Origin of the sequence: Pseudomonas sp. GM50, from assembly GCF_000282375.1 — a bacterium.
In the GTDB taxonomy this organism is placed as follows: domain Bacteria; phylum Pseudomonadota; class Gammaproteobacteria; order Pseudomonadales; family Pseudomonadaceae; genus Aquipseudomonas.
On record NZ_AKJK01000047.1, the window covers coordinates 27,002 to 39,285 of the forward strand.

General features: G+C 59.5%; 11 protein-coding genes and 1 pseudogene. 11 read left to right on the forward strand and 1 reads right to left on the reverse strand.

The window, feature by feature from the left end; all coding sequences use genetic code 11:
- Positions 1–101: 101 nt before the first annotated feature.
- The 5 genes from ribF to ispH all read left to right on the forward strand — a co-directional run bounded on the left by ribF (position 102) and on the right by ispH (position 5,956).
- A complete protein-coding gene (ribF, locus tag PMI30_RS18610; protein ID WP_007901886.1) occupies positions 102–1,052 on the forward strand; it encodes a bifunctional riboflavin kinase/FAD synthetase in 951 nt (316 codons plus the stop codon).
- A complete protein-coding gene (ileS, locus tag PMI30_RS18605; RefSeq protein WP_008008695.1) occupies positions 1,053–3,884 on the forward strand; it encodes an isoleucine--tRNA ligase in 2,832 nt (943 codons plus the stop codon).
- Positions 3,877–4,389 (forward strand): signal peptidase II, encoded by a 513-nt coding sequence (lspA, locus tag PMI30_RS18600; protein ID WP_008008698.1) that lies wholly within the window; start codon positions 3,877–3,879, stop codon positions 4,387–4,389. The genes ileS and lspA overlap by 8 nt, the downstream gene beginning before the upstream one ends.
- Positions 4,390–4,396: 7 nt before the next feature.
- On the forward strand, positions 4,397–4,834 hold the full coding sequence (gene fkpB / locus PMI30_RS18595; RefSeq protein ID WP_177318839.1) for an FKBP-type peptidyl-prolyl cis-trans isomerase: 438 nt from the start codon (positions 4,397–4,399) through the stop codon (positions 4,832–4,834).
- 174 nt (positions 4,835–5,008) lie between these two features.
- Positions 5,009–5,956, forward strand: a complete 948-nt coding sequence (gene ispH / locus PMI30_RS18590) for a 4-hydroxy-3-methylbut-2-enyl diphosphate reductase (RefSeq protein WP_008008700.1) — start codon at positions 5,009–5,011, stop codon at positions 5,954–5,956.
- Here the strand turns inward: ispH and PMI30_RS18585 are convergent.
- Positions 5,925–6,480, reverse strand: a pseudogene (locus PMI30_RS18585) (GspH/FimT family pseudopilin). The gene ispH and the pseudogene PMI30_RS18585 sit on opposite strands and share 32 nt — an antisense overlap.
- Before the next feature lie 131 nt (positions 6,481–6,611).
- Here PMI30_RS18585 and PMI30_RS18580 point away from each other — a divergent pair.
- From PMI30_RS18580 to PMI30_RS18555, 6 genes are read left to right on the forward strand one after another with little or no spacing between them, the layout of a single operon-like run.
- A complete protein-coding gene (locus PMI30_RS18580) occupies positions 6,612–7,085 on the forward strand; it encodes a GspH/FimT family pseudopilin (RefSeq protein WP_008008702.1) in 474 nt (157 codons plus the stop codon).
- On the forward strand, positions 7,082–7,531 hold the full coding sequence (gene pilV / locus PMI30_RS18575; RefSeq protein ID WP_008008703.1) for a type IV pilus modification protein PilV: 450 nt from the start codon (positions 7,082–7,084) through the stop codon (positions 7,529–7,531). Before PMI30_RS18580 ends, pilV begins: the two co-directional genes overlap by 4 nt.
- Positions 7,528–8,241 (forward strand): PilW family protein, encoded by a 714-nt coding sequence (locus PMI30_RS18570; RefSeq protein ID WP_008008704.1) that lies wholly within the window; start codon positions 7,528–7,530, stop codon positions 8,239–8,241. Before pilV ends, PMI30_RS18570 begins: the two co-directional genes overlap by 4 nt.
- An 11-nt stretch (positions 8,242–8,252) precedes the next feature.
- Positions 8,253–8,732: a pilus assembly PilX family protein gene (locus PMI30_RS18565; RefSeq protein WP_008008705.1), complete on the forward strand. Its 480-nt coding sequence runs from the start codon at positions 8,253–8,255 to the stop codon at positions 8,730–8,732.
- Positions 8,719–11,841, forward strand: coding sequence for a pilus assembly protein (locus tag PMI30_RS18560; protein ID WP_008008706.1), 3,123 nt, complete (start codon positions 8,719–8,721; stop codon positions 11,839–11,841). Before PMI30_RS18565 ends, PMI30_RS18560 begins: the two co-directional genes overlap by 14 nt.
- A 14-nt stretch (positions 11,842–11,855) precedes the next feature.
- Positions 11,856–12,257, forward strand: a complete 402-nt coding sequence (locus tag PMI30_RS18555; protein ID WP_007901909.1) for a type IV pilin protein — start codon at positions 11,856–11,858, stop codon at positions 12,255–12,257.
- Positions 12,258–12,284: the final 27 nt, after the last annotated feature.

Here is a 12,284-nt window from a genome sequence, read left to right on the forward strand (position 1 = left end):
CCGGCGGTTTTGTCGGCTCGATCACTTTGGGTTACGGTGTTGCCTGTCGTCGGCCGCCGGGTGTGGTTATAATCGACCACTTTATGAGCAAGAAGCGCGTTATGCAGCTGGTTCGAGGCCTCCACAACCTGCGCCCCCAGCATCGGGGCTGTGTCGCCACTATTGGCAACTTTGACGGTGTTCACCGTGGTCACCAGGCTATCCTGGCCCGGCTGCGTGAGCGTGCGCTCGAGTTGGGCGTGCCCAGCTGCGTGGTGATTTTTGAACCGCAGCCGCGAGAGTTCTTCGCCCCGGACACCGCCCCGGCCCGTCTGGCCCGCCTGCGGGACAAACTGCAGCTGCTGGCCCTGGAAGGTGTCGACCGGGTGCTGTGCCTGGCGTTCAATCAGCGCCTGAGCAAACTCAGTGCCAGCGAATTCGTCGATACTATTCTGGTGGACGGCCTCGGCGTGCAGCATCTGGAGGTCGGCGACGATTTCCGTTTCGGCTGCGACCGGCTAGGTGATTTCGATTTTCTGCAACAGGCTGGCGTCCTTCAGGGGTTTACCGTCGAAGCGGCGCAGACCGTCGAGCTGGACGGCATTCGTGTCAGCAGCACTCAGGTGCGTAACGCCCTGGCGGCTGCCGATTTTGCCTTGGCCGAGCGGCTGCTCGGTCGTCCGTACCGGATTGCCGGGCGGGTTCTGCATGGCCAGAAGCTGGCGCGCCAGCTCGGTACGCCGACCGCCAACATACAACTCAAGCGTCGTCGTGTGCCGCTGTCCGGGGTTTACCTGGTCAACGTCGACATCGACGGCAAGACCTGGCCAGGCGTCGCCAATATTGGCGTGCGGCCAACGGTCCAAGGGGATGGCAAAGCCCACCTCGAAGTACACCTTTTAGATTTTGCCGGCGATCTGTATGACCGGCGTTTGACGGTGGTTTTCCACCACAAGCTGCGTGAAGAGCAGCGTTTCGCCTCTCTGGAGGCGCTTAAGACGGCGATCAATGCGGATGTCGCCGCCGCCCGTGCCCTGTCGCACCTAGCGCCAATCGCTAATGAAGAGCCTTAAATGACCGACTATAAAGCCACGCTAAACCTTCCGGACACCGCCTTCCCAATGAAGGCCGGCCTGCCTCAGCGCGAACCGCAGATTCTGCAGCGCTGGGACAGCATTGGCCTGTACGGTAAGTTGCGCGAGATTGGCAAGGATCGTCCGAAGTTCGTACTTCACGACGGTCCTCCGTACGCCAACGGCACGATTCACATCGGTCATGCGCTGAACAAGATTCTCAAGGACATGATCATCCGCTCGAAAACCCTGTCGGGTTTCGACGCGCCTTATGTGCCGGGCTGGGACTGCCACGGTCTGCCGATCGAGCACAAAGTCGAAGTGACCCACGGCAAGAACCTGGGCGCGGACAAGACCCGCGAACTGTGCCGTGCCTACGCCACCGAGCAGATCGAAGGCCAGAAGTCCGAATTCATCCGTCTGGGCGTGTTGGGCGACTTCGCCAACCCGTACAAGACCATGGACTTCAAAAACGAGGCCGGTGAAATCCGCGCCCTGGCGGAAATCGTCAAGGGTGGTTTCGTGTTCAAGGGCCTGAAGCCTGTGAACTGGTGCTTTGACTGCGGTTCGGCCCTGGCTGAAGCGGAAGTCGAGTACGAGAACAAAAAGTCCGCGACCATCGACGTGGCGTTCCCGATCGCTGATGAAGCCAAACTGGCTGCCGCGTTCGGTCTGCCATCGCTGGGCAAACCTGCATCGATCGTGATCTGGACCACCACCCCATGGACCATCCCGGCCAACCAGGCGCTGAACGTTCACCCAGAGTTCAACTACGCCCTGGTCGACGTTGGCGACAAACTGCTGGTGCTGGCTGAAGAGCTGGTCGAGTCGTGCCTGGCCCGCTATAGCCTGGAAGGCTCGGTCATTGCGACCACCACCGGTAAAGAACTGGAACTGATCAACTTCCGTCACCCGTTCTACGATCGTCTATCGCCGGTTTACCTGGCTGAATACGTCGAACTGGGCGCGGGCACCGGCGTGGTTCACTCTTCGCCAGCCTACGGCGTAGACGACTTCGTGACCTGCAAAGCCTATGGCATGGTCAACGACGACATCCTCAATCCGGTGCAAAGCAACGGCGTATACGCCACGTCGCTGGAATTCTTCGGCGGCCAGTTCATCTGGAAGGCCAACCCGGCCATCGTCGACAAACTGTCGGAAGTCGGCGCGCTGCTGCACACCGAAACCATTGAACACAGCTACATGCACTGCTGGCGTCACAAGACCCCGTTGATCTACCGCGCCACCGCGCAGTGGTTCATCGGCATGGACAAAGAGCCTGCAACCGGCGAAACCCTGCGCAAGCGGGCGATCAAAGCCATCGAAGAGACCAAGTTCGTTCCGGCCTGGGGCCAGGCGCGTCTGCACTCGATGATCGCCAATCGTCCGGACTGGTGCATTTCCCGTCAGCGCAACTGGGGCGTGCCGATTCCGTTCTTCCTGAACAAGGAAAGCGGCGAGCTGCACCCACGCACTGTCGAACTGATGGAAATCGTCGCCCAACGCGTCGAAGTCGAAGGCATCGAAGCCTGGTTCAAGATGGACGCCGCCGAGTTGCTCGGTGAAGAAGCGCCGCAGTACGACAAGATCAGCGACACCCTGGACGTCTGGTTCGACTCGGGCACCACGCACTGGCACGTCCTGCGCGGCTCGCACTCGATGGGCCACGAAACCGGTCCACGCGCCGACCTGTACCTGGAAGGTTCGGACCAACACCGCGGCTGGTTCCACTCGTCGTTGCTGACCGGTTGCGCCATCGATGACCACGCGCCGTACCGCGAGCTGCTGACTCACGGCTTCACCGTCGATGAGTCCGGCCGCAAGATGTCCAAATCCCTGGGCAACGTGATCGCGCCGCAGAAGGTCAACGACACCCTGGGCGCCGACATCATGCGTCTGTGGGTCGCATCTACCGATTACTCGGGTGAAATGGCGGTTTCCGAGCAGATCCTGCAACGCAGTGCGGACGCCTACCGGCGCATCCGTAACACCGCGCGCTTCCTGCTTTCCAACCTGACCGGTTTCAACCCGGCCACCGACATCCTGCCGGCCGAAGAAATGCTGGCGCTGGACCGTTGGGCCGTGGATCGTACCCTGCTGCTGCAACGCGAGCTGCAAGAGCACTACGGCGAATACCGCTTCTGGAACGTCTACTCCAAGATCCACAACTTCTGCGTGCAGGAGCTGGGTGGTTTCTACCTCGACATTATCAAGGACCGTCAGTACACCACTGGCGCCAACAGCAAGGCCCGTCGTTCGGCGCAAACCGCGCTGTACCACATCAGCGAAGCGCTGGTGCGCTGGATCGCGCCGATCCTGGCGTTCACCGCCGACGAGCTGTGGCAGTACCTGCCGGGCGAGCGTAACGAGTCTGTGATGCTCAACACCTGGTACGAAGGCCTGACCGAATTGCCGGAAGGCTTCGAGCTGGACCGCGCCTACTGGGAGCGGATCATGGCGGTGAAGGTGGCGGTCAACAAGGAAATGGAGATCCAGCGCGCGGCCAAGGCCGTCGGTGGCAACCTGCAAGCCGAAGTGACGCTGTTCGCCGAAGACGCGCTGAGCGCCGATCTGGCCAAGCTGAGCAACGAATTGCGCTTCGTGTTGATCACCTCGACTGCCGCCGTTGCACCGTTCGTGCAGGCTCCGGCAGACGCGGTGGTCACCGAAGTCGGCGGCCTGAAGCTCAAAGTGGTCAAGTCGAGCCATGCCAAGTGCGCCCGTTGCTGGCACTGCCGTGAAGATGTCGGCGTGAACCCGGAGCATCCGGAAATCTGCGGTCGTTGCGTCGACAACATCAGCGGCGCTGGCGAGGTTCGTCACTATGCCTAATGCCGTTGGCCGTTTCGGACGGCTGAGCTGGCTCTGGTTGAGTTTGCTGGTCCTGGTCATCGACCAGGCCAGCAAGTTCTACTTCGAAGGCTCGCTGAGCATGTACCAGCAAATCGTGGTGATCCCCGATTACTTCAGCTGGACCCTGGCCTACAACACTGGCGCAGCGTTCAGTTTCCTGGCTGACAGCTCGGGCTGGCAGCGCTGGCTGTTCGCCCTGATCGCGGTGGTGGTCAGTGCGGTGCTGGTGGTCTGGCTCAAGCGCCTGGGGCGCAACGAAACCTGGCTGGCAGTCGCCTTGGCGCTGGTGCTGGGTGGCGCGCTGGGCAATTTATATGACCGCATTGCCTTGGGCCATGTGATCGATTTCATTCTGGTGCATTGGCAGAACCGCTGGTATTTCCCGGCGTTCAACTTTGCCGACAGCGCAATTACTGTCGGTGCCGTGATGCTTGCACTGGATATGTTCAAAAGTAAAAAGACCGGAGAAACCGTTCATGACTGAACAGGTATTGGCTGAGCAACGCATTGGCCAGAACACGGAAGTCACCTTGCATTTTGCATTGCGTCTGGAGAACGGCGACACCGTCGACAGTACCTTCGACAAAGCCCCGGCGACCTTCAAGGTTGGCGACGGCAGCCTGTTGCCAGGTTTCGAAGCAGCGCTGTTCGGCTTCAAGGCCGGCGACAAACGCACCCTGACCATCGAGCCGGAAAACGCCTTTGGTCAGCCGAACCCGCAAAACGTGCAGATCATCCCGCGCTCGCAGTTCAAGGATATGGAACTGTCGCCTGGCTTGCTGGTGATTTTCAACGATGCGGCCAATACTGAGCTGCCCGGTGTGGTGAAAGAATTCGATGACGCGCAAGTGACCATCGACTTCAACCATCCGCTGGCTGGCAAGACGCTGACCTTTGACGTCGAGATCATCAACGTCAAAGCGTTGTAAAACTGTGGGAGCGAGCCTGCTCGCGATGACGGTCTGACATTCAACATTGATGTCGACTGATACTCCGCCATCGCGAGCAGGCTCGCTCCCACATGGATTTCACTGTTCTCGGGCCTTGTGTTCGATCAACAGGCAGGCATTACTATTTCTTGCGCGCAAGACACGAGGCACAGCATGCAAATCAAACTCGCCAACCCCCGTGGCTTCTGCGCCGGTGTGGACCGGGCGATCGAAATCGTCAACCGCGCCCTGGAAGTCTTCGGGCCACCGATCTATGTGCGCCACGAAGTGGTCCACAACAAATTCGTCGTCGAAGACCTGCGCGCCCGTGGGGCGATCTTCGTCGAAGAACTGGATCAGGTACCGGACGACGTGATCGTGATCTTCAGCGCCCATGGCGTTTCCCAGGCCGTGCGCACCGAAGCCGCAGGCCGTGGCCTGAAGGTGTTCGATGCTACCTGCCCGCTGGTGACCAAGGTACACATCGAAGTCGCGCGCTACAGCCGCGACGGCCGTGAATGCATCCTCATCGGCCACGCCGGTCACCCAGAAGTCGAAGGCACCATGGGCCAGTACGATGGCAGCAATGGTGGCGCGATCTATCTGGTCGAGGACGAGAAAGACGTCGCCGCTTTGCAGGTGAACAACCCTGAAAGACTGGCCTTCGTCACCCAGACCACCCTGTCCATGGACGATACCAGTCGCGTGATCGACGCCCTGCGTACTCGGTTCCCGGCGATCGGCGGTCCACGCAAGGACGATATCTGCTACGCCACGCAAAACCGTCAGGACGCCGTCAAGCAGCTGGCAGACGAATGCGATGTGGTGCTGGTGGTCGGCAGCCCGAACAGCTCCAACTCCAATCGCCTGCGTGAACTGGCCGAACGCATGGCCACCCCGGCCTATCTGATCGACGGTGCCGAAGACCTGCAAAAGAGCTGGTTCGACGGTGTCGAGCGGATTGGCATCACTGCCGGTGCCTCCGCTCCGGAAGTACTGGTGCGTGGCGTGATCCAGCAATTGCAGGCCTGGGGCGCTACTGGCGCCGATGAACTGGCCGGCCGCGAGGAGAACATCACCTTCTCCATGCCTAAAGAGCTGCGCGTGCGCTCCTTGCTTTAACGTTTTTCCCCTGGACACAATGCCTGCTCAGCCTTATGGCTGCGCAGGCTGACGCGGCCGGTCCGGGCCAGCACCACCTGGAGCTGACTCACCGGCTCGTGGCTTGCGCATAGGTGCAATGTCCCCGCTTGAAAGGCCCGTCCGGGCATCAGCGGTTCGCCCAGACTGCTGAAACGCACGAAATGCTTGACCGCCCAATTGCCGACAATCGGCACCCGGGTGCTGCTCGCGTGCTCAATCAGCAGCGGATTGCTGCTGTCCTCCGGGCCTTTACCGCTGACATCCAGAATGATCCGCCAACCCTGACCCCAGTCGCCGTTGATGCCGTGTATCACAACACTTTGATTGCGTGTGATAGCAGCGGTTCTGGCATTACGCATACCACTGATAATCGACTGCGCTGCCTGCTCTCGATGGTTCGATTCTGTCAGTGCGGCGAATGCCGGGCTGACCAGCAGCAGAACAATCCCGACAATTGTCAGTCCCATGAGCAGTTCGATTAGGCTGAATCCTTGCTGATGCATGTCATTTCCCTCCCTGGAGTGCTGCGGCCCGCGCGATCCCTGCGCGAGTAATGGCAAAACAACCGTACATCTGCCGGTCGAATGTTCTAGCGTGTAGAAGCAGGTATAGCCGACGGCAACGGAGCGCACCGATGGATCATCGTACAAAAGGTTTCACGCTGATCGAACTGCTGATCACGCTCGCTGTGTTTCTGATCCTGATCAGCCTCGCCGTTCCGGCGTTTACCCGCTCGGTGCAAAGCACCAAGGCCGACACCGAGATCGGCGACCTGCAGCGCGCGCTCAATTACGCCCGGCTTGAGGCTATCGACCGGGGCATTACTACCCGGGTTCGCCCGACAGCAGGCGGGAGTGTCTGGACCGGCGATCTGACCGTTTATGACGGTACTGGCAATCCGGCCAATGTATTGCGGGTTGTTCCGGCGATGAGCAGTGGCGCCACTCTGACGCTAACCTCAGGAGTGACCGCAATTGATTTCAATAATCTGGGCGGTTTGTCGGCACCGTCCACGGCAGTCGTGATCAGTTATGTACTGGGGGCGCAGAGCCGGACGCTGAATGTGTGCTTGAACGGACGAATTCTATTGGGTGGAAGTTGCGGATGAGGGGTTGGAACAAGCGTGCACAGGAGGGCATGACGCTGATCGAGGTACTGGTCGCGTTGTTGGTTCTGGCCGTGGGGTTGTTGGGCGCGGCGGCGATTCAGCTCAATGCGCTGAAGTACACCGATAGCTCGCGGATGACCAGTCAGGCGAGTTTTATCGCCTACGACATGATGGACCGCATTCGCGCCAACTCCGGCGCCGATTACACCGTCACGCCACCGACCTCGGGCAACCTGAGCGTGGCCCGGGATCAGGACCTTTACGACTTCACCAGCAACATCGTCAATTTCGGCGGCGCCACGGCGACCGGCAGCATTGCCCGCAACCAGCGGGTATACACCATCACCATTACCTGGGACGACTCACGGGCGGCCAATACTGCCGACTCGCGCCGTAGCTTCGTCCTCACCAGTCGTGCCACCGTTGATCCGGCGACGACACCATGAACAGAACCAGCAGAGGTTTCGGCCTGATCGAGTTGCTGATCGCCCTGGCGTTGAGTCTGGTCGTGGTTCTTGGCGTGGCGCAGATCTTCATCGCCGCTAAAAATACCTACGTCAGCCAGAATACCGCCGCCGGCATGCAGGAAGATGCACGGTTCGTCCTGAGCAAGATGATTCAGGAAATCCGTATGGTCGGCATGTTTGGTTGCCTGGGTACGATTGTCGACGCCAGCTCGGCAGGGAATTTCAATGCCAGTCAAATCACGCCGATCAGTTGGGACAATGCCAACCTCAAATTAACGCTCGTCACCGCCGATGTCGGCGGCAGCGGCGGGGTGCCAACCTGGACGGTGGTTTCCGACTGCCGCAACACCGCGACGGCCTACACCGGTGCACGAACGCCAGCGTCGGGGCAGTTGGCATTTCCGATCCGGCGATTGGTCTACAGCTTCAGCAACAACCAACTGCTGATGGGCTCTGGGGCCGGCACACCGACGCAACAGGTGCTGGTGAACAATGTCAGTGCCTTCAATGTGAGCTTTGGCCTCGCCAGTTCAGCCACGGATACGGCTGCCTCCAGCTACAGCGGCAACCCATCCGATCCGGCACGAATCCGCAGTGTGCGCCTGACGCTGACCCTCTACGACCCGAACGATCGGGTACGCAATCAAACCTTCAACGTGGTTGCCGCCTTGCGCAACCGGTTGCAATGAGGGGAGGGCCGATGAGTATTGCTCCAATGACCCCTCACGCCCAGCGCGGTATGGCGCTGCTGGTCAGCCTGGTGTTTCTCCTGGTGCTGACGTTGATCGGGCTTTCATCAATGCAGAGCGCCACGTTGCAGGAAAAAATGGCCAGCAGCGTGATCCAGCGCAATCAGTCGTTCCAGGGCGCGGAAGCGGCGTTGCGCGTCGGCGAAAGCGCGGTGCAACTCAACACCTACTCATTGCCGGTCTGCAGCGGTACCAGCCAATGCGCGCCGCCGGCCGAAGCGTCGGTCATTACCGCCGTCGGGTTCAACTCCACCTCGGGGGTGACCTGGATTGCCTCCGGCAGCGGCTTTTACGGGGTGCAGAACATCGGCACCAGCCTGACGGCCGTGAACGTACCGAGCAACACGTCGGCAACGCTGTACCGGGTGACCGCCGTGGGCATCGCGGGCAATTCGCGCAGTGTGGTGGAGAGTATCTATGCGAAGTACTGAGGCCCGCACAGGCTGGCGTCGTTGGTTGTTGCAGTTGTTCTGCGGCGCGGCGTTGAGCCTTTATCTGGCAGCGCCGACTTACGCCTTCACGCCCTCGGATTCGCCGCTGTTGAACGCCGCCGCCGTGGCCCCCAATGTGATGCTGTTACTCGATGACTCAGGGAATATGAACAGCATTATCTGGGCGGCAGGTTTCGACCCGACGATCGCGCGCACTCAGGTGACCATTTGCCTCTCCAATGGCTCGTGCAACAAAGGCCGCGAGCTTGATATGAGCGATACCAATATTGCTTTGTCGAGTTTGACTCACGGGACCTGTTCGAAGGATGGATGGTACGGTTTTTATAAAAACAGCCTTCTCGGTCTGGATTCGCTTTGTCTGAAGCTTCCCGATCCGGTGGGGAGCGAAGACACGCTTTATACGGCGAATTACCTGTCCTATCTGATAAGCCTGGCCAACAATTCCGACCGGGATTTCACCGATGGCTCGATCCCCAATGATTACCGGATGAATGTGGCGCGCAACGTCTCCAAGGCGTTGGTGGCCAGCAACCGCTCCCTGCGTATCGGCCTGGCGACGTTCAATCTGGCTGTCGGCAACCATAAGAATGACGGCGGTTACATCGTCCGTTCGGTCAGTGATTTGTCGGCAGTCAGCGGCACCGTGACTCAGGCTCAGGCCGATACCAACTACAACGAGTTGATTGAAGGAATCGACGAACTGAGCGCGCAGGCCAATAGCCCCTTGGCTGAAGCCTATTACGAGATCACCCGCTATTTCCGTGGCATGGCGCCGTACAACAACTCGACTCCCACCACCTATACCAGCCCGATTCAGTATCGCTGCCAGAGAAATTACGGGGTGGTGATCACCGGTGGTCTGCCAACCTACGACCGAACCTTTCCGACCGACGATCCACTCGGTGGCAGCGCATTACCGAACTGGGACGGTATCAGCAGTAACGATGGCGCCAACCGTTTTGGCGACAACGAGGGCGACACCCTGTTCCTAGATGACATCGCCAAGTTCGCCTTCGACATCGACATGCGCTCCACGGGGGCAGATGCTACGGGTAAAAGCTGGAATGCCCTGGATTTTCCCCGGCAAAACATGAATACCTACACCGTGGGTTTCACCGCGGCAAACCAGATGTTGGCGGACGCTGCGACCTACGGACAGGGAAGGTACTACCAGGCGACCGATGGCACGGGACTGAACAGTGCACTTTCTTCGGCTTTGAGCGACATCACCTCCAAGGCCGGATCAGGTGGCAGCGGCGTTACCAGCGGCACGACCCTGACCAGCAACTCAGCCTACTTCCAGACCACCTACGACCCCAAGGACTGGCGCGGCACCATCAAGTCTTTTGGCTTTACCTCGGCGGGCGCGGTGAACACGGCCGCGGTGTTGTGGACGACCGATACCACCATCGTGCCCGGTGCTACCGCGCCGACCTACCAGTCCTGGAATACCCTGACCAACGCCGTCGTTACCCTGGCCTACAGCAATTTTTCCCCAACTCAGCAGACCTCCCTCAGCCAGAGCCTGCCCACTGGTATCACCGGCAGCGATCTGGTGGAGTGGAGCAAGGGCACCAACAAAACCGGGTTGAGAACGCGCAGTGTGTTGCTCGGCGATATCATCAATTCGCCTCTCGTACTGGCCGCGCCCACGGACCAGACCGCATCCGATCTAGTGGGTGATACCACCTACAGCACCTACCTCGCCACCAAAGCCGCCAACATGAACTCCAGCCTGGTGGTGAACGCCAACGACGGTTTTGTAAACGTCATCAATTCGACCAATGGTGTCAGACGCTACGGCTATATGCCCTCCAGTGTGCTGCCGTCATTGCGCTATATCTCTGACCCCACTTACATCAATGGTGTGAGCCACAAATATCTGGTCGACGGTCAAGTCGGCGTGTTCGATGCCCAACTCAACAGCGCCTGGAAAACCCTGGCGATTGGTGGAACAGGGGCGGGCGGCAAAACCTTCTATGCGCTGCAACTGTTCGACGCCTCGGCCGGTAACGTGATTAACGCGTTGTGGGAAATCAGTGCGCCGACCACAGCCAGTACGGCGAACGTTTTCAATGATCTGGGTTATGCCTATGCGCGCCCAGAAGTGGCACGCTTGGCCGATGGTCGCTGGGCCGCGTTTATCTCCAACGGTTATGGCAGCAACTCCGGGGTGGCAGCACTGTATGTGGTGGATATCCGCGACGGCTCGCTGATCAAGAAAATCGTGGTCGACAGTACGGAAACCACCAACGGCCTGTCGTCGGTGAAGCTCAGGGTCAACTCGCAGAATGTGGTGCAGGCCGCCTATGGGGGCGACCTGAAAGGGCGGTTGTGGAAGTTCGATTTGAGTGGCGCCACCACCGATACCTGGGGTGTGGCGTTTTCCGGCAAGCCGTTGTTCACCACAGCGGGCGGCGCGACTCAGCCGATCACGGTACAACCGCTGCTCGCCGATCATACCTCGGGCGGCAAGCAAGTGTTTTTCGGCACCGGCAAACTCAATGAGAGCGCCGACAAGACCAACAAGGATCTACAGGCGTTCTATGCGGTATGGGATGCGGAGGGTGGCGCGGGGCAAATCACCACTTCCAGCTTGCAGGCGCAGGCGGTGACCGGCGTGTTCTCTGGCAGCAGCGGGCAATTCATCACCACCAGCCAGAATGAGGTGACCTACCCGGCAAAGAAAGGCTGGTACTTGCCGCTGGTCTACAACAACGTACTGGCGGGGGAGCGGGTGATCAATCAGGCCAGTCTCGTGGCAGGGCGAATCGTTTTTACCACGGCCAGTATGGATACCGTTGACCCCTGTGCCGGCTTCGGCTCCGGCAAATTGGTCGAACTCGATGCGTTCAGCGGTAAGATGCTCAACTATGCGGTGCTCGACACCAATGCTGACGGGGTGGTCGACAGCACTGACACGATTTCCAGCGGGGTGATCTTCACCGGTGGGATCCCGACCCTGAATGCGGTCGTCAATGACGCATCCCGCAAAATTGTGAACGACTCCGGTGGTGGCGTGACCACTCTGGTGGAAAAATCCGGTGGCGGCAGCGGCCGCCGCATCATGTGGCGACAAATACAGTAAGTGAGAGTTGAGGCATGCGCAGATCCAACCGAGGTTTTACCCTGATCGAAATCATGATCGTGATTGCGATCATCGGGATCGTCATCACCATTGGCTATCCGAGCCTCACCGAGTATGTAAAAAAGGGCCGCCGTACTGAAGTGGCGGGTCTGCTTTCCGAGCAGGCACAGATCCTGGAACGCTTCTATTCGAAGAATAATGTGTACACCAATGCCACCGGCCTGAGTGCCGGCAATGATTTCTATACCATCACCCCGACCCTGACCGATCAGACCTTCCTGCTGACGGCAACACGCAAGGCCGGTTCGACCATGGCGAGCGACAAGTGCGGTAATTTCACACTGACCAATACTGGCGTTCGGGGCATGGTCAATGCAACGTCCGGCCTGACCACCAAGGATTGCTGGGGTCGCTGAGTTTATTTTTCAGGCGCCCTTTGCGCC